The organism is Nocardia mikamii NBRC 108933, assembly GCF_001613505.1.
Classification (GTDB): Bacteria; Actinomycetota; Actinomycetes; order Mycobacteriales; family Mycobacteriaceae; genus Nocardia; species Nocardia mikamii.
In genome coordinates this window covers 289523-306736 of record NZ_BDCM01000012.1, presented here as the reverse complement: position 1 = coordinate 306736, position 17214 = coordinate 289523, and the positions used below count along the sequence as shown (strand labels likewise).

General features: G+C 68.3%; 15 protein-coding genes and 1 pseudogene. 3 read left to right on the top strand and 13 right to left on the bottom strand.

Annotated elements, in window-relative coordinates:
• The first annotated feature begins 42 nt into the window (after window positions 1–42).
• A complete protein-coding gene (locus NMI01S_RS16310; RefSeq protein WP_062998698.1) occupies window positions 43–738 on the top strand; it encodes a MerR family transcriptional regulator in 696 nt (231 codons plus the stop codon).
• 87 nt (window positions 739–825) lie between these two features.
• Window positions 826–1296, top strand: a complete 471-nt coding sequence (locus tag NMI01S_RS16305) for a hypothetical protein (RefSeq protein ID WP_245716890.1) — start codon at window positions 826–828, stop codon at window positions 1294–1296.
• Window positions 1297–1383: 87 nt separating this feature from the next.
• Here NMI01S_RS16305 and NMI01S_RS16300 read toward each other — a convergent pair whose 3' ends face one another.
• The 3 genes and pseudogenes from NMI01S_RS16300 to NMI01S_RS35900 all read right to left on the bottom strand — a co-directional run.
• Window positions 1384–1719 (bottom strand): hypothetical protein, encoded by a 336-nt coding sequence (locus tag NMI01S_RS16300; protein WP_062998075.1) that lies wholly within the window; start codon window positions 1717–1719, stop codon window positions 1384–1386.
• Between the two features lie 412 nt (window positions 1720–2131).
• Window positions 2132–2965 (bottom strand): MSCRAMM family protein, encoded by an 834-nt coding sequence (locus tag NMI01S_RS35905; protein WP_245716917.1) that lies wholly within the window; start codon window positions 2963–2965, stop codon window positions 2132–2134.
• A 144-nt stretch (window positions 2966–3109) separates the two neighbouring features.
• Window positions 3110–4828: pseudogene (locus NMI01S_RS35900) on the bottom strand (MFS transporter); the annotation flags it as partial.
• Window positions 4829–5115: 287 nt separating this feature from the next.
• On the opposite strand from NMI01S_RS35900, the gene NMI01S_RS16290 reads away from it, so the two are divergent.
• On the top strand, window positions 5116–6078 hold the full coding sequence (locus NMI01S_RS16290) for an acyl-ACP desaturase (protein ID WP_062998073.1): 963 nt from the start codon (window positions 5116–5118) through the stop codon (window positions 6076–6078).
• A gap of 12 nt (window positions 6079–6090) precedes the next feature.
• Here NMI01S_RS16290 and NMI01S_RS16285 read toward each other — a convergent pair whose 3' ends face one another.
• The 10 genes from NMI01S_RS16285 to NMI01S_RS16235 form a co-directional block, all read right to left on the bottom strand.
• Complete coding sequence (locus NMI01S_RS16285; RefSeq protein ID WP_062998071.1) at window positions 6091–6795, bottom strand: MBL fold metallo-hydrolase; 705 nt, start codon at window positions 6793–6795, stop codon at window positions 6091–6093.
• A gap of 265 nt (window positions 6796–7060) precedes the next feature.
• The gene (locus NMI01S_RS16275; protein WP_157126207.1) at window positions 7061–9361 is read right to left on the bottom strand and encodes a glycoside hydrolase family 65 protein; all 2301 of its coding nucleotides are present in this window, start codon (window positions 9359–9361) and stop codon (window positions 7061–7063) included.
• Window positions 9362–9447: 86 nt separating this feature from the next.
• Complete coding sequence (locus NMI01S_RS16270) at window positions 9448–10251, bottom strand: acyl-CoA thioesterase domain-containing protein (RefSeq protein WP_062998064.1); 804 nt, start codon at window positions 10249–10251, stop codon at window positions 9448–9450.
• A gap of 42 nt (window positions 10252–10293) precedes the next feature.
• Entirely contained in the window at window positions 10294–10926 is a 633-nt protein-coding gene (locus tag NMI01S_RS16265; RefSeq protein WP_063920753.1) for a hypothetical protein, read from the bottom strand.
• A gap of 40 nt (window positions 10927–10966) precedes the next feature.
• The gene (locus tag NMI01S_RS16260; RefSeq protein WP_062998062.1) at window positions 10967–11923 is read right to left on the bottom strand and encodes an MlaD family protein; all 957 of its coding nucleotides are present in this window, start codon (window positions 11921–11923) and stop codon (window positions 10967–10969) included.
• The gene (locus NMI01S_RS16255; protein ID WP_063920752.1) at window positions 11920–13017 is read right to left on the bottom strand and encodes an MlaD family protein; all 1098 of its coding nucleotides are present in this window, start codon (window positions 13015–13017) and stop codon (window positions 11920–11922) included. The genes NMI01S_RS16260 and NMI01S_RS16255 overlap by 4 nt, the downstream gene beginning before the upstream one ends.
• A complete protein-coding gene (locus tag NMI01S_RS16250; RefSeq protein WP_062998061.1) occupies window positions 13014–14117 on the bottom strand; it encodes an MlaD family protein in 1104 nt (367 codons plus the stop codon). The genes NMI01S_RS16255 and NMI01S_RS16250 overlap by 4 nt, the downstream gene beginning before the upstream one ends.
• The gene (locus NMI01S_RS16245) at window positions 14117–15160 is read right to left on the bottom strand and encodes an MlaD family protein (protein WP_245716889.1); all 1044 of its coding nucleotides are present in this window, start codon (window positions 15158–15160) and stop codon (window positions 14117–14119) included. Before NMI01S_RS16245 ends, NMI01S_RS16250 begins: the two co-directional genes overlap by 1 nt.
• The gene (locus NMI01S_RS16240) at window positions 15148–16152 is read right to left on the bottom strand and encodes an MlaD family protein (protein ID WP_062998059.1); all 1005 of its coding nucleotides are present in this window, start codon (window positions 16150–16152) and stop codon (window positions 15148–15150) included. Before NMI01S_RS16240 ends, NMI01S_RS16245 begins: the two co-directional genes overlap by 13 nt.
• Complete coding sequence (locus NMI01S_RS16235) at window positions 16153–17211, bottom strand: MlaD family protein (RefSeq protein WP_062998057.1); 1059 nt, start codon at window positions 17209–17211, stop codon at window positions 16153–16155.
• Between the last annotated feature and the right edge of the window lie 3 nt (window positions 17212–17214).

Here is a 17214-nt window from a genome sequence, read left to right as displayed (position 1 = left end):
ATCTGGGAAAACACCGGAGGAAGTCTCAAACGGAGGTACACCCTGCGACCCGTCGATCTCGCCCGCGAACACGGATTGTCCCCGCAGGCGATCCGCAATTACGACGATGCGGGCATCCTGCCGCCGACCGAACGCACCGAGACCGGTTACCGGCGCTACACCCCGCGACACGCTCTGGCGCTGCGCGCCTTCCTCGCCCTTCGCGCCGGGCACGGGCATCGGCAGGCCGCGGAGATCATGCGCGCGATCCATCGCGACGACCTCGAATCCGCCTACCGGCTCATCGACGCCGCACACGTCGCACTACTGACCGAACGTGGGACTCGCACCGAAGTCGCGGCGGCCCTGAGCGGCCTGTCCGCCGCACCCGCACCGGTGCCCGGCCCGCCGCTGACCGTGGGCGAACTCGCGCGCCGGATCGGGGTGCATCCGGCGACCCTGCGCACCTGGGAAACCCACGGCATCCTGCGTCCCGATCGCGACCGCGCGACGGGGTACCGCCGCTACGGCCCGGACTGCGTGCGCGATGCCGAGATCGCCAGGCAACTGCGCCGCGGGGGCTACCTGCTACCGCAGGTGGCGCAGTTCCTGGAGTCGTTGCGCGAGGCGGGCGGCGCGGCGGCGCTGAGTGTCTTTCTCGAGGTGTGGCAGCAACGTTTGATCACCCGCAGTCGCCACCTCCTGGCCGGGGCCGCCCGGCTCGACGAGTACCTGACGCGGACGGACCCGGCCCGGTAGCCGGTTCAGGGGCGCGCGAACTCGTAATGGGTTGTGGCGGTTGGCCGATGGGTATGACAGGGACATCATCACACCGAAGGAGACAGCGTGAAACGATGGATCGTGCGTACGTTGGCGATGGCCGGTGCGGCAGCGCCGCTGGCGTTCGGCGGCGTGGCCAACGCCGACACTCCCGGGCCGGTGTACTTCTCCGCCGGGACCTTGAACTGCTCGATCGCCGACGACGGCAGCGTGGGATGTGACCTCGCCACACCGACGTGGATGTCCATCCAACTCGGCAACAACGTCTCGGTGCCGGTGCCCTTCCCGATCCGCCAGGTCGTCATCGACGTGCCGTGGGCGCCCGCGCATCCCGGGTTCGACGCCGGGACTCCGCACACCCTGCCCGGCGGCAACCCCGATATCTCGACCTACGGCCAGAGCGCCGGGTCCGGGCCGACCGCCGGCCCCGCGGTCTCCCACGCCGGATCCACGTGCGCGGTCGGCTTCCACGGCAGCTTCTCCTGTGATGCGAAGGGCCACCACTTCTTCTACTACGAGCAGATCACCGGCAGCTGAGCCGGCCGGCGGAAACCTGTCGCGCACCTCGGCGGTCCTTCGATCGATGGATCCGGACGAATTGCGCGACAGGCTTTTCCGGGCCGGTCACGTACCGTTCAATTCGGGCAGTTCGTCGCTGGCCCAGCGCGCATAGGTGTGCTCGGGGGTCACCGTGACGACGTCGGTGATCGCGAGCAGGTCGGCGGGGATCACCCGGTCGGCGAAGTGGTCGAGGCTCGGAACGACGACGGCCTCGGCGTCGAGTCGCACCACCGCGTCGATCAGCTGCTGGATCGGATCGCAGGTGCGATTGCTCAATGCCACGGTCTTACATAGGTTGTAACCCAAACGCCCTGCCAGCCAGCGTATTTGGGACTCGTCCCAATGCTGGTGCCGTCGCGACACATCTCTGCGTAGATATCCGAGGGCAAGGAAGGTCATGTCGGTCCATCCTCGAGTCGACTGCACGCGGGCGAACTCGTTGGCCAGGGAGCTTCTCTCGCAGCATCTTTCTGGCAAACTCCAGCTTAACGGTGTTTTTCGTGCCGTGACAACCAGTGGCCGGGGGACCGGCAGCCGGGTGTCCGGTCGAGTTTGCTGAGTGGGACACCGATTTGCGCAGGTAGCTGCCATTTTTATGCGGCCGGGGCCCTGCGCCGAAGATCAACGGGGACAGGCGTTCAGGGCACTTTCATCGCCGCCGTATGCCCTCTGCCCGGCCCGCGTCCGGGAACCGAACCTGGGAACCCGCTGCGCGCGAGGCATTTACCCGATCTGCGCCGAAAACACGCGTGGCCCCAGCACCACACTGTGCTGGAGCCACGCGAAGGCCGACGATATCGGCCGGTCTCGATCAGTCCCGGTCGAATGCCGGTTCCGACGTGTCCGGCTCGGCGGCCTCGCTGCCGGCGGAGAGGTCGTAGCCGAGCCGCACGTCGTGTTCGACGGCACCTCCGGCCACCTCGACCCGGGCCTCGCGCGGCGGATAGCCGCGGACCACGACGGTGTGGGTGCCCTCGGTCAGGTCGGTCACGCTGTAGCGGCCCTCGCCGTCGGTGCGGGCAGTGCCGAGTACCGCGCCGGTCTCGTCGAGAACCGTGACCAGCGCGTCGGGTACCGCCCGATCGCCGGCCCGGACCGAGCCGGTGAGCACCGCCAGCGGGAACAGCTCCACATCGTGGTGCAGTACGCCGCTGTCGGGCACGGTCAGGGTCATGGCGGCCGGGCGCAGATGGGCGGCCACCGCGACGAGCGTGTAGGTGCCGCCGACGACACCCGAGCACAGGTATCCGCCGTCGGCATCGGTGACCGCGGCGCCGACGACCTGGCCGCGCAGATCGGTGAGGGTGACGGTGGCGTCGGCAACCGCCCGGCCCGCCGCCCGGACGAATCCGGACAGCTCGCCCGAACCGTGCAACGTGACGTCGAGGCGCTGCGGCCGCCCGTCGACCGCGACGGTGACCGCGGTCGGCTGCTGTCCCCGCGCCGAGACGATCAGTACGTAGCTGCCGGGAGCCGGCGGATCGATCACGTACCCGCCCCGCGGGTCGCCGGTGGCACGCGAAACCTGATGTCCCTGCTGGTCGATCAGCGTCAGTGCCACCCCGTCGAGCGGCCGGCCGTCGGTGCGCAGCACATGTCCGCTGATCGAACGCTCCGACCGGGCGGGCGGTGCCGCGGCGGGCATCACCGCGGTGGCCGCGAGAGCGTGGCGTCCCGCGGGCACGGCCTGTCCGTTGGTGGCCGGCCGCCCGGTTTCGGCCTCGGCGTCCGCGCCCGTGACCAGGCCGGCGCCGGCCGCTTCGGCCAGTTCCTGCGCCTCGTGCTCGACGTAGTCGCCGCGGGCGAACCAGGAGGCGATCGAACCGAGCAGCATCATCACCGCGGCGGCGAGGAACACCACCACCAGGCCCGAATGGAACGGATCGGAGATCAGGTGCGGGAAGAATTCCTGGCCGGTCAGCACATCGGAATGCACGCCCGGCTTGTCCAGCGTGCCGCTCGGGCCGAGCAACTCCTTGAACGGGTTGTAGCCGAGGAAGGTCGCGAACAGGCTGCCGACCGGCGGCATATCCGCGATCTGTCCCGCGACGTCGGCGGGAACGCCCTGGTTCTTCAGTCCGGAATTCATCGCGCCGGGCAACGTGCCGGACAGGCCGACGATCATCAGCGAGAAGAAGATGCCGATCGACAGTGCCATACCGCCGTTCATCAGCGTCGCGCGCATACCGGAGGCGACACCGCGCTGCGAGGCCGGAACCGCGGACATGACCTCGGCGGTGTTCGGCGAGGTGAAGATGCCCATGCCGAGGCCGTTGAGCAGGATGATCAGCGCGAACAGCCAGTAGTTGAAGTTCACCGGGATCACGATCAGCAGGACGAAGGTGATCGCGGCGAGCAACAGGCCGCCGGTGGCGAACAACCGCCCGCCGAAGCGGTCGCTCAGATATCCGGACAGCGGTCCCGAGACCAGGAAGCCGATGGTCAGCGGCAGCATGTAGATACCGGCCCACAGCGGCGTCGATTCGAAGTCGAAGCCGTGCAGCGGCAGCCAGATGCCCTGCAGCCAGATGATGAGCATGAACTGCAGGCCGCCGCGACTGATCGAGGCCATGAGGCTCGCGAAACTGCCCAGCGCGAAGGTCCGGTTGCGGAACAGGCTCAGGTGGAACATGGGCTGGCGCGACTTCGCCTCGATGACGCAGAACAGCACGAGCAGCACGATGCCGCCGATGACGCCGGTCAGCACCCACGGGTTCCCCCAGCCGGTCTTGGAATCGCCGTAGGGCTGGATGCCGTAGGTGATACCGGCCAGCAGCGCCGTGAGGCCGAGCGCGAAGGTGACGGTGCCGGGGAGGTCGAGCGATCCGGGCGTGCGCGCGCCGTTGTCGTGCAGCGACTTGTAGGACCAGATGGTGCCGAGGATGCCGAACGGCACGCTGACCCAGAAGATGGCCTTCCAGTCCCATTCGGCGAGCAGACCGCCGATCAGCAGACCCAGGAACGAACCCGCGACCGCCGCGACCTGGTTGATGCCCAGCGCCATACCGCGCTGCCTGGCGGGGAAGGCGTCGGTGAGGATGGCCGTCGAGTTGGCCATCAGCATGGCGCCGCCGATACCTTGCGCGACGCGCCAGGCGATCAGCCATATCGCGCCGCCACCGAGATCGAACGGATCGAACGACAGCGCTATCGCGCAGACGGTGAATATGACGAAGCCGAGGTTGTAGATGCGGACGCGGCCGAACATGTCGCCGAGGCGGCCGAACATCACCACGAGCACCGCGGAGGTGAGCATGAAGCCCATCAGCATCCACAGCAGGTAGCTGACGTTGGCGGGTTCGAGCGGGTTGAGGTGGATCCCGCGGAAGATCGCCGGCAGGGAGATGATCACGATCGACGAGTTGATCGTGACCATCAACATGCCGAGGGTCGTGTTCGACAGTGCCACCCACTTGTAGTTCGGGTGGTCGTGATCTACCCGGAGCCGGCGGCCGATGGTCTGGATGTCGGAGGCGTCCAGGTCCTCGGCGGGTTGGGCGGAAGCCAAGTTCTCTCCCTCATCGACAGGAAAACGGAATGGGTCTCCAAATAATATAGTTGCGATGGCTAACTAATTGAAGAGGAGTATGTCACGTCCGAATTGTCCGGACTTGAGGTTTGATTCACCGGGCATGCAATGAGAGCGCGACGTGATCAGGGTTCTCGAACGGGGGACACAACGGCCGAAACTTCCGGCAACCGCTGGCCGGCGGGTAGCGTATCGCCGCGCAACACTGCTCTCGGATCGCCCTCGCGTGTCGTAAACCCGATGGTCACCTTTTCGAAAGGAATTGCATGCCAAAGGATTTGACGCAGTTGCAGTTGCTCACCGAACTCGAGCCGGTCGTCGCGAACCAACTCGATCGGCATCTGGCCACCGCCAGGGAATGGCACCCGCACGATTACGTGCCGTGGGACGAAGGCCGCAATTTCGCGGCACTCGGTGGCCTCGATTGGGATCCCGAACAGTCCCGCCTGTCGGAAGTGGCGAAGGTCGCCATGATGACCAATCTGCTCACCGAGGACAATCTGCCCTCCTACCACCGGACCATCAGCGAACATTTCTCCCGCGACGGCGCCTGGGGCACCTGGGTCGGGCGCTGGACGGCCGAGGAGAACCGCCATGCCATCGCCATGCGCGACTATCTGGTGGTCACTCGCGGTGTCGACCCGGTGGCGCTGGAGCAGGACCGGATGGTGCACATGACGCGCGGAGTGCACGCGCCGGATTATTTCCACGGCATGCTCGACCAGGTCGCCTACGTGACGTTCCAGGAGTTGGCCACCCGCATCAGCCACCGCGCCACCGGCCGGGTGTGCAACGACCCGATCGCCGACGCCATGCTCGCGCGGATCGCGGCCGACGAGAACCTGCACATGATCTTCTACCGGTCGCTCGCGGCGGCGGCGTTCGATCTGGCGCCGGATCAGGCGATGGAATCGGTCACCAAGATCGCGAAGAGTTTCGCGATGCCCGGCACCGGGATGCCGAACTGGCGGCGCAACGGCGTGCTGATGGTCAAGCACGGCATCTACGATCTGCGCCAGCATCTCGACGAGGTGCTGAATCCGGTGCTGCGGCATTGGAACGTCTTCGGCCGCACCGATTTCACCGAGCGGGGCGAGCGCGCCCGCCAGGAGCTCGCCGACTATCTCGACAAACTCGGGCGCGACGTCGTGCGGTTCGAGGAGCAGCGGGCGCGCATCCTGGCCCGCGAAGCCGCCAAAGCCGAGGCCCTGGACCCCGCCGGGGTGTGACCGGGCGGGAGATCAGCCGGCCATGGGTTTGCCGTGGCCCGGTATCAGCAGCCGTGGACGTCGTGCGATCAGCGATTCCGCGGTGGTGTGGGTCTGTGCCTCGTCGTGGTTGAAGACCTCGGGTAGTGCTTGGAGTCCGGTGTCGGGCAGCAGTGGATGACCGGTGACCAGTGCGTCGCCGCTGAAGAGGATGCCCTCCTCGGGCATGAGGTAGGCGGTGTGGCCGGTGGTGTGGCCCGGTGTGGGGACGGCCACGATACCGCCGGGCAGCCGGCGCAGGGTGTTCTCGTCGCAGGTGGTGGCGGTGGGAACGCTCATACGGACATGGCCGCCCAGCGCGCGCAGCGTCTGGAACACCCACCGCGGTCCCCCGGGAGTGCGGAGCTGGCGGGCCATCTCGGCGGGAGTGATCTGCTGCAGATACTCCCGGCGGGCGTGTGCGGCCTCGTCCGCTCCCGTGTAGACCGGCACACCGGTGCGTTCGACCAGGGTCGGGATGGCGCCGATGTGGTCGAGATGGGCGTGCGTGAGCAGAATCGCCGCCAGGTCGGCCGGTTCGTGACCGATCTGGCGCAGGGAATCGAGTACCGCGCCGGTATCGCGCGGATAGCCGGCATCGACGAGGACCACGCCGGAGTCGCCGGTGATCAGCGACCAGTTGACGTTCGTCCCGGCTACCACGTACACCGAATCGGCGACCTGCTCGATGGCGCTCATGCGACAGCCTCCGGACGCTCGAACCGATCGCATGACGCCGGAGGAGTCACCTGCGCCGCGAACGAGCGGGGAGGGACGAGGCCGCCGGCGCGGGCCGCGGCCCGGCCGAGGAGGGACCGGTGCTGCCGGTCGCCGAGGTTGACGTGGTTCTGCACACCGGCGATCGTGGTGCCGGTGGCCGCATCGCGCAACCCGCACCGCACTCGGCTCGACGATCCGTCGCGACGGACCGGCCGGTGGCGCGTCGGCGATCCCCGCGTGCGGCTCAGCACGCGGCGCGGGTGGGGATCGAAAGTGGTTGTCCGGGAACCACTTCGGCGGGACCGCTCGGCGTCCGCAGGGTGATCGGGCCGCCCGAGGTCAGGGTCACCGTGGTGGTCGCCGGTGCGATGTGGACGGTCAGGCGGGCGGCACCGACGGCCAGTTCGCGCACGGTCAGGCCGGCGGGGAAGCCGCTGGGCAGCATCGGATCGATGGCCGGGCCGCTGTCGGTCCAGCGCCATCCGAGGGGTGCGTAGAGCAATCCCTGCACGAATCCCGCGGCGCCGGTGACGAAGATCCACGCCGATTGTCCCTGCGCGTTGGCCCCCGACCGGTCACCGCGTGCCTCGGCCTGGAATTCGTACGGTTCGCGGGCGTAGGGCTGCACGGATCGGTCCAGGTATTCCTGGGTGCGGCAGGGGTCGTAGCGGGCGCTGAGGATCGCGCCGGCGCTGTTGCTCATATTCGGGCCGTCCGGATCGGTGCGGTCGAAGTAGTACCGCATGGTCGCGGCCGGCGAATAGCCGGGCGCCGCGTAGGTGAACGGATAGCTGAGCAGCACCGTATCGGCCTGTTTGATCGGGCCGCCGCTGTAGCCGAGATATTCGGCGGGCACCCCGGGAGCGATATCGGGGGGCATCGCCATATGCGCTCCGATATCGGCCCAGCGCGGGTCGACGGGAAGTCCGGACAGTCCGGCCGCTCGGGCGGCGATGTCCATCGTGTTGCGCACACCGCCGTTGGTGAGGGCATTGTCGATCGAGAAGGCGACATACTCGTCGGATCCGGCGGCCGGGGCGAAATGGTAGGCGCCGTCGGGCAGTTTCGGCCCGATCCGCGCGGTCAGATAGTCGGCGATCGCGGTGATCACCGGGGCGCCGCGGGTACGTAGCCACTCGCGATCACCGGTGGCCAGGTAGTACTGCCATTGGGCCAGAGCGATCTCGTTGTGCAGATGTTCCTCGGTGAGGCCACAGCCGATCGGGGACGCACAACGCTGGGCGGGCCCGTCGTCCCACGGATACAGCGCGCCGGGCAGGCCGTAGCCGCGGGCGTTGGCCCGGGCGGCGGGCAGCGCGGCGGCACGGAAATCGACCACCGTGCGGGCCAGGTCCGGATACAGCGCCAGCAGCGTCGGGAAGATCCAGGTCTCGGCGTCCCAGAACGTCATGCCGCCGTAGTCGTCGGACGACAGGCCCGCCGGTTGGACCGACCAGCGCTCGCCCGCGCGGACGCTGGCCAGAACGGAATACAGTGCGGCGCGGATCCATCGGGCGTAGTCGGTGCGGCCCGGAATCTCGAGGGCGGGCCGCCACAGCCGGTCCCACTGCGCGGCGTGGGCGGAATGCGCGGCGTCGAAGCCCTGGGCGCGACCCGATTCGGCCGCGGCGGTGGCGGCGGCCAGGGGATCGGGCCCGTAGTCGGTGGAGGAGATGCCGGTGTACGCGGTGAAGGTGTAGCTGTCGTTCCCGGTGGCGGGCAGAACGTATCGGAGGCCGTCGCCTCCGGGCAGTGCGGTGCCGGCGGCCTGTGGCGGAGAGTCGACGGACGACACCACGAACGCGGTGTCGGCGGTCCCGTCCGCGCGGACTCCCGCCACCGTGCGTCCGGTGCTCGGATCGGCCGTCGCCGTCACCGGGACGACCCGCCGCGCCGCCGCGCCGTCGATCCGGTCGACGACCGCGACCTCACCGGGGCGATCGGGTGTGACGGTCAGTTTCTGCACCGCGAGGTCCGGCCGGTCGCGGGAGACGAAGGTGTCGTAGCGAAGCCGCAGCCGGTGCTGCGGGTCCGGTGTCCAGTCGGCCCGGGTGGTGACCGTCGCGGTGCGGTAGTCCAGCGTCTGCCGGTATTCGTGCACCGTCGCCGGATCCACGTCCGCGTCGTATCGGTGACCGCCGATCTCGACGGTGAGCCCCGACCACGCGGGCAGCGCGGCGATCACCTGGGTGTACTGCGGTGACCGGAGGTACTCCGGCGTCGGCGCGGCCTGCGCGTAGAAGCCCGCCAGATATGTTCCGGTGTAACGGGATTGCTGCAGCGGGAACGAGGTGCGCACCGCATCGCCGTAGTCGTGGTACCCACCGCCGCTGGGGGGCAGTACGGTTCCGATCCGGCCGTTGCCCAGATAGGGCGCGGCGTGGAAATCGCCGGGGGCGAACGATTCCGACGTCGCGGACCACAGTTCGTCCGCCGGGGTCGCGGTCGCCACCGGCGGCGGTGCGGCGACCACACCGAGGACGACGATCACAACCGGCCACAGGCGCCGACGCCGCGCATCGGGCGTCCTTCGGATCGGGCTCACCCCGACGATCGTCGGAACATGCCGCCGCGTGGTCAACCCGACACGCTCGGTGCCGCGATATCGGGACGCGAATATCGCCCGGCGCCTCAGTTTTCGGAGAAGTCGATCCCGTTACCGGAGAAGTCGATCTGGGCGGCCGCATTGCCGACCGCGGTCACCATGCCGGTGCCGATCGGCCCGCGCGAATCGAAAAGGGTTGCGGTGCCGACGGATACACCGTTGCCGGTGAGATGGGTTTCGGCTCGCAGCCCGATCCGGTCACCGACCGGCAAGCGGTCGAGTGCGACGGTGAGATCGGCGTTGATATATCCGATGCCCTGCGATCCCCAGTTGGTCACCAGGCTCGTCGACTCGGCGGCGACCACGGCCTGCACGAACGCGCTGCGCTCCTCGCCCTCGACCGCGCCCAGCGGGACCGCCCACAGGCTCTTGCGGCCGGAGTTCTGATGGTCGCCCATCGAGGTCGACCAGTCGTTGTCGCTGCGGTACCACCAGTCCACTCCGGCGTCGGTGGGTGGATCGAACGGATGCTCGGAATGCCACTCCTCGCCCGGAGGAGCGTCGGTGGCGCGCAACTGGACGAGCCGCGCCTCGGCGACCTCGACCTCACCCTGGCGGACCGTGGCCGAGGCGATGTGGATCCGGCGACCGGCGCGGATCACCTCGGTGTGCACCTCGAGGGGCTGTCCCTTCGCTGCCTTGAACAGATCGATGGTGAACCGAGCCGGGACGAAACCGGGCAGCCCGTGTTCCCGTTCGAGGGTGCGCGCGGCGGCCGCGCAGACGGCGGGGCCGCTGAGCATGTCCGCACCCCAGCGGCCGTACGCCCACTTGCGGGGCAGGTACCGACCGTCGTCGTCGACGGTGAACATGGCAGGCATATCGGTCATCAGCCCATAGTGTCCTATCGCTTCCGGCGGCCCGCGGCCGACTCACTTGGTGGGCAGGGCGTTCTGTAACCCGCCGACGTCGGTGATCTTCCAGTCCGCGTTGCGGTCGATGGTGAGCGAGTAGGTCACGGTGGTGCGGCCGCCGTCGGGTGTCTGCGCGCTGGTCGACGTCACGTCCAGATAGGCGTTGACCTTGTAGATGCCGTCGGATTCGGAGGTCACCGCGGCGGACAGTGGCGTCGCCTTCGAGGTCCACTGCAGCGGCAGCAGGATCTGCTCGAGTTGCGGGGCGGTCGCGTCGAACTTCGCCGCCAGCTGGGTCGTGGTGCCGGCCTTCAACCGCTCGATCCAGCTCTTCACATCGTGGTAGTCGATGGTCGAGGCGCCGACGGCGTACTTCGAGGCGATGTCCGCGGCGTGCCGGTCGTCGGCGGCCGCGGTATCGCGATCGGACAGGGTGGAGCGCGCCGAGAAGTACAGATGTCCGAACACGACGCTCACCGCCAGCAAGGCGACGATCAGCGCGGTGGTCAATACGGTGGAGAGCCGGACGGCGATCGTCAGCGCGGCTCGTCGCTCACCGGTTCGCTCGGAAACCGTTGTGGCATCGGTATTTTCGTGCTTGCCCGCCTCCGCGGCGGCCGGGGTGTCCTTCTCGTCTACTGCTGTGCTCATCGGTTGGTTCCTCCTGCCGGTCGGGCTGGGTGGTACTCGGCTATTTGACGGCGATCCGGAAATGCAGCGTCCCGTCGGGATCGACGCCCTGCAGTGCCTGGCTGATCAACGCGCTGACGTCGATAGGGGGCGAGGAGTGGACGGCCTCGGTGAGCACCGGCTGCAAGGCGGGGCCCAGTGGTGCGACGGCCGGTCCGATCTTGTTCAGCAGCTCGGTCAATTGCCCGAGAAACGGGACCAGCCCGTCGCCGGTGTAGTAGTTGTCGACGGGTTGTTTGTTCGACAGCACGGACCCGCCCTCGACGATCGCGATCAGCATGGTGCCGAATCGGCCGAGTTGCGGTCCGGCGGTTTCCAGGGAGGGGCCCAGCCAGTCCATATTGCCGCCGACGGCCTGCATATCGGCGAACAGCTGCCGGATGGCGTCGGTGCGGCTCAGCAGGGTGGCCGCCAGCAGGTCGGACGAGTGCTGCAGGGTGCGCATCGCCTGATCGGTACCCGTCAGCGCGGTGTCGAAGGTGTCGACCAGTCGCGCCACCGTCTCCGGATGGATCTGCTCGAGCAGCGCCACCGCCCGGGTCGACAGCGCCGTGATGTTCATCGGCAGATGCACCCGCTCGGTCGAGATCGTCTGCCCGTCACGCAGATACGGCCCACTCGGGCTCGTCGAGGCGAATTCGATATACGGTTCGCCGAGCGCCGACAGCTGTTCGATGTGGATGTCGCTGGCGGCCGGGATGTGGTACTCGTCGTCGATCCGCAGCCGGACGAGCACGCCGGAGGCCTGTTTGCGCACCGTCTCCGCCTTGCCGACCGCGACCCCGTCGAACAGCACCGGCGAATTCGGGCCCAGCCCACCGGATTCGGCGAGCCGGAGATCGGCGGTGAAGGTGGACTTGCGCGGATCGAGGTGCAGCACACCCACCGTCATGTAGACGATGCCGAAGACGAGGACGGCGGCGATCGCCGTGAGCGAGACGATCGATCGAATTCTCATCGCACCGCTCCGATCATCCGCAGCGTGTCGACGATGCGGGTGGTCTGTTCCTCGGGGCTCGCGCCGGAGGCCGGAGACGGCGATACCGTGACGCCGACCAGGTCGATCTTCGGGCCGCGCTCGGCGAACGGAATGATCCGGGACTGCAGCAGATCCGTCAGTCTCGCCATATTCGACGGGGAGCCGGTGTCGAGCGGCGCACTGCCGAACAGCATCGGCACCACCGCGCGGGCGGCGGCCGTGGTCGAATCCAGCACCGGCCCCAGCCAGGTCGTCGACGGCGCGAACGGGCCGAGGGCGGTGAGGACGAAGACCACGCCGATTTCGGCGCGGATCACATCGGTGGTGTGCTGCACGCCGTCCGGGGTGAGCAGGGGATCCCACGTCGAGGTGTGATCGAGCAGGCCCTCGTCGACCGTGGCCTGAATGCCGCTGACCAGCTGGTGAATCGAATCAGTATGTGAGGCAAGGTCGTTCAGGTCCGAACCGAGCACGTCGGAGATCCGTGCGGTCACCGCCGGATCCGCGGGCATGATCCCGTTCACGGTGTGCGTGATGTTCTGGATGTCGTGCACCGCGCCGCTGCCGACGAAGGTGGCCAGCTGGGCGAGGATGTCCTCGATGGGCAGTTGCGGGCGTGTGTCGGAGAGAGGGATCGTCGCGTCCGGGCGGATCTCGCCGGCCGCGGGGTGGGCCGGTTCGGTGAGCGCGATGTGGACGTCGCCGAGCGGTGTGGCCTGCCGCAGCTGGGCGGTGGTGCCGACCGGTAGCCGGACCGAGGTGCGGATGGCGACGTCGGCGATCACATAGCCCTTGCGCGCCGCGGCCGTGCCGGTGGCCGGTGCCGGGTCGACGACGGTGATGTGGGTGAGCTGCCCGATTCGCACCCCGTTCGCGATGACCTTGGCGCCCTGCGGGAGATTGAGGACATCGGCGAACTCGATGCGCAGACGGTAGGTCGGTCCGCCGACGCCGGTGCCCGGCAGGGGGATGTCGGCGGGCTGGAAACCGCAGGCCGTGGCCGATGCGGCGAGGGTGGCGGCGGCCAGCGCGCAGGCGCAGATCCGGCGCAGGTTCGCGGTGCGTCGGGTCATTTCGCGCTCACCGCCGACAGGAGTACCGGCAGCGCCGGCACGGTCACCGTGCCGTCGCCGGCGGTCCCGCACTGCTGTCCCGCGACCGCGCGCAGCGCCGCGCAGATCTGATCGGTCTGCGGTTGGGGCAGCGCCAGTTTCGGTGGCGCGTACCCGATGGTGAACTCGCCACTGACCGGATCGACCGCATCGGTGAAGCCGGTGGCGAGGGCCGGAGTCATGCGGATGATCTCGGCGAGCGAGCCCACTCCCGAGGCGATCAGCTTCGACAGACCGGGGACGTTGTTCAGCGCGCGCAGTGCGGGGGAGCCGAGCTTCACGACCACCTCGTTGAGTTCCGGGAGCAGCCCGGCCAGCGCCGTCACCAGATCGGCCACGGGCGGGAAGGCGAGGGTGTTGATATCGGAGAACGTCTCGGTCAGCCGCGGCACGATGTTCTCGAGTTCCGGCCATCCGTTGCGGGCGCGATGGGCCAGTGCGGCCAGATCGTCCATGAGCTGACCGAGATGCCCGATCGCCGCGTCGGGGGAGGCGAGCGCCCGGCTCAGTTGCTCGATGAGCGCGTTGAGCTGCTCTCCGGTACCGGATGTCGCCCGGTCGAGGGCGTCGAGACCGTCACCGACGGCGGTGCGCTGTGCGGGATCTGCGGACGCGTTCAGCTGATCGGAGAGTTTCGCCAGGGCGTCGAAGGTTTCCGACATGCTCTTGGGCGTCAGGGTTTTGGTGATGCATCGGCCCGGATCCCAACCGGCTCCGGCGGGTTCGGCGCCGATGAGTGCCAGATCGCGGTCGGCCAAAATGGTGTGGCTGACCGTCACCGCGCCGACATCCGGCGGGAGGGTGCGGTCGGCGCGCACTGTGAACCGCACCTTGGCGGCACCGTTGTCGGGTTCGATGGCGGTGACCTTGCCGACCTGAACACCCATGACGGTGACGGCGCTGTCGGGGTAGAGGCCGATGCTGTCGGGCATTTCCGCGCAGTAGCTGCGCATCGCCGGTTCGGATCCGGTCATCTTCACGCCGAATCCCGCGGCCAGCACGAGCACCAGCACGACCGCGGCCGACATCAGGCCGCGCGATCCGAGCATCTTCGTCAGCATCAGCAACCCCCTCCGGGAACCGGAACGCAGATACCGGTGATCGTGGCGGCGGACTGGTCGACGCTCACTCCGCCGCCCGGCTGGACCAGCGGCGTCAGGCGCTGCTCGAAGGTGTGCAGGGAATCGAGCAGCACGCCCATGCGATCCCCGAGTTCCCGCAATTTCGGAATCGCGTCGACGAGCGGCTGCGCCTGATCGCGCAGCGAGTCGTCCCAGATCCGGCCGAGCGGGACCAGCTTCTGCACCAGCTGGGCCAGGCCGTGCAGCGCCCAGCTGAGCTGTTCCCGGTTGTCGGCGACGACGTTCTCGAGTGTGCCGAAGGTCCGCATCAGGGTGACGAGGGTGTCGGAATTCTTGTTCAGCGCCGTCAGATACTCGTCGGTCAGCGCCAGCGTGTGCGAGACGTCCGCGTTCTGCCGGTCCATGATGGCGACGATGTCGGCGACCGCGCGGCCGGCGTGCCGGAGCGCGTCCGGACTCTTGTCGATCGCGCCGGACAGCGCGGCGAGGTCCCGGCGGACGGCGTCGCCGTCGGTCCGTTGCACGGGCTCGACGGCGTCCTGGAACGCCTGGGTGAGGTTGTAGGGCAGAATGACGCGCTGTGCGGGAATAACGGTGTGGCCCAACGGGTTCGATCCCGCCGGCTGTACGGCCAGATAGTAGCCGCCGACGAGGGTCAGCATCCGCACTGCCAGGGTGGTCTGATCTCCGATGGCGACACCGTCCTGCACGGTGAACGTCATCCGCACCCGGTCGGGCAGGAGCCGCAGCGCTGTCACCTTGCCGACCGGGATTCCCGCGATCCGGACATCGTCGCCCGTGCGTATCGAACCGGCCTCGGCGATATCCGCGGAATACGTACGCTCCGGCGTTGTTCCGACGATATCGATCACGCCGATGGCGGCCACCAGCACGAGGACGGCGACGATTCCGCCGATGCCCCAGCGCAATTGGGTGGCGCGTTCGTCGGGGCCGGTGAACATCGCGCGGCGGGCGGTGCGCACGGCGGTGGCGATCGACGAGGGTGTGATTACCGGTGACACAGCGTGATCCTCTGTCCGGCGATCAGGACGGCCAGCGGTGCGGGCGCCGCCGCGATACCGTGGGAGCAGGTCATATTCGCGTCGGGTCCGGTCGGGGGAACGGTCGCCGCCATGGTCTGGATCAAGCCGGGGAGCCGTCCCAGTACGTCGGCGGCCTGGCGCGGGTCGGGAAGGACCCGATGCAGGAGTGCGTCCAGGTCGCGGTTCTTCTCGCCGGTGACGCCCAGGACATCCAGCAGGTCCAGCAGCGGGCGTAACATCGGCGGAATTTCCATCGCGAATTGCACCAGGCCGGGCAATTTGTCGGTGATGGTGACGAACAGTTCGGTCAGATTCGTCATCAACTGCATTGCGTTTCCGGACTTTCCGGCCATATGCGCGGAAACCTGGGCGAAATTGTTCACCAGGATCGACAGCACTTGTGCGCGGTCCGACGCGTACCGGCTCAGCATGTCGATGGCGTCGAGCGCCGGCCCGATGCCGTTGCCGTCGCCCTGGACGACGGCGAGCATACTGCTCGCGAACCGGTTCAGATCGTCGGGTGACAGCTGCGCCAGCACCGGCTGCAACCCGTTGAACAATGTGGTGATGTCGAAGGCCGGAATCGTATGCGCCGTATCGAAGGCCGACGCCGAGGCGCGGCTGGCGCCGGGTTGATCCGGCTGCCGGATCTCCAGGTACCGGAAGCCGGTGAGGTTCTGATAGCGCACGGCCACATGGGTTTCGGTGTAGAGAGGATGGCCCTGTGTCACCGTGAAACGCACGCGCGCCAGGGCCCCGTCCAGTTCGACGGCGCGCACCTTTCCGACCTGCACCCCGTAGAGCCGGACATCGTCGCCGGTTCGCAGTCCGTTCGCATCGGTGAACATCGCGGTATAGGTGTCGGTGTCACCGTCGACCGGCCGCTCGATCAGCCGGAACACTCCGGCGAGCACGACGGCCATGGCCAGCACGGACAGGGCGACGCGAATCAACAACGCACGTGTCGACACTCAGTGGCCTCCTGCGCCGGGCTGGTGGGACAGCAGCGCCGCCAGCGGCGTCGCCAAACCCGGAACGGTGGTGAGGTCGACGCGTGCGTTCAGCACCGGCCCCGCCGGTGAGTCGTGGAAGCCGGCGCCGAGACGGTCGAGCAGTTCCCGCAATTCGCCCTCCGATCGCTGTGGGTCCGAGACCGAACCGGCGATCTGGTCGAGCATCGTGACGGCGATCGGCAGGAGGCCCCCGAAATTGCGCTGCGCGGTGGAGAGGGTTTCCGTTGCCACCGGGAGCATCTCGTTCTGAACGCGGTTGAACATCTCCGAGAAGCGATCGACGTTCTCCTTCGTCGCGAGCTGCTGGTTCGTCAGATCCGCGTGCAACAACTCGGCCGCACCGGCGAGCAGTGCCGGTACGCCGTGCAGGGCCGAGCCGAACTCGCCGAGCACCGATGACGGCGGGAGTTGCTGGGTTTCGGTGAACGAACGCGCGGTCGTGCCGATCGCCTGCAGCAGCGGGGTGAAGGCGCCGATGTCGTGCGAGGTCGTGCGCAGCACCTCGGTGAGTTTCGGGGTCAGCACGTCGTCGGTGAGCCGGCCCGTGGATTCCAGCAGCGCGGCGAGGGTCGCATCGCGCACCCGGTCCGCGTCGCGATCGCTGAGGTCCACCGTCGAGCCGTCCCGCAACTGTGTGCCGCCCGAGATCGGATTCAGTTGCAGCGCAGTGATTCCGAAGAGATTGCCGGGCGCGTAGTCGACGGTCAGCGCGTCGGTGAGGCCGAACAGTTGCGACCGGCGCAGGGCCAATTCGACGCGCTGGCGGCCGGCTCCGGCCATGGCGACCGCGGTGACCGACCCGACCCGGACACCGTCGAGCCGGACGTCGGTTCCGGGGCCGACGCCCTCGCCGACCTGTGCGGTGACGAGGTCGACGCGGATATCGTCGGCCGGTCGGCTGTCGGGCAGCAGCCGCCAGCCGATGACGATCACCGCGGCGAGGGCGACCGCCCCGATGCCGAGGATCCGGGCGCGGCGGGGCCCGACCTCGGTGCCGGGCAGGGCATAAGGAGGCATGGC

Bases quoted from the DNA above. Each gene is read 5' to 3' on its own strand.
- NMI01S_RS16260 (WP_062998062.1), bottom strand. From the start codon at position 11,923: ATGAGAATTCGATCGATCGTCTCGCTCACGGCGATCGCCGCCGTCCTC.
- NMI01S_RS16255 (WP_063920752.1), bottom strand. From the start codon at position 13,017: ATGACCCGACGCACCGCGAACCTGCGCCGGATCTGCGCCTGCGCGCTG.
- NMI01S_RS16235 (WP_062998057.1), bottom strand. From the start codon at position 17,211: ATGCCTCCTTATGCCCTGCCCGGCACCGAGGTCGGGCCCCGCCGCGCC.
- NMI01S_RS16265 (WP_063920753.1), bottom strand. From the start codon at position 10,926: ATGAGCACAGCAGTAGACGAGAAGGACACCCCGGCCGCCGCGGAGGCG.
- NMI01S_RS16270 (WP_062998064.1), bottom strand. From the start codon at position 10,251: ATGACCGATATGCCTGCCATGTTCACCGTCGACGACGACGGTCGGTAC.
- NMI01S_RS16290 (WP_062998073.1), top strand. From the start codon at position 5,116: ATGCCAAAGGATTTGACGCAGTTGCAGTTGCTCACCGAACTCGAGCCG.
- NMI01S_RS35905 (WP_245716917.1), bottom strand. From the start codon at position 2,965: ATGCCCGCCGCGGCACCGCCCGCCCGGTCGGAGCGTTCGATCAGCGGA.
- NMI01S_RS16300 (WP_062998075.1), bottom strand. From the start codon at position 1,719: ATGACCTTCCTTGCCCTCGGATATCTACGCAGAGATGTGTCGCGACGG.
- NMI01S_RS16250 (WP_062998061.1), bottom strand. From the start codon at position 14,117: ATGCTGACGAAGATGCTCGGATCGCGCGGCCTGATGTCGGCCGCGGTC.
- NMI01S_RS16285 (WP_062998071.1), bottom strand. From the start codon at position 6,795: ATGAGCGCCATCGAGCAGGTCGCCGATTCGGTGTACGTGGTAGCCGGG.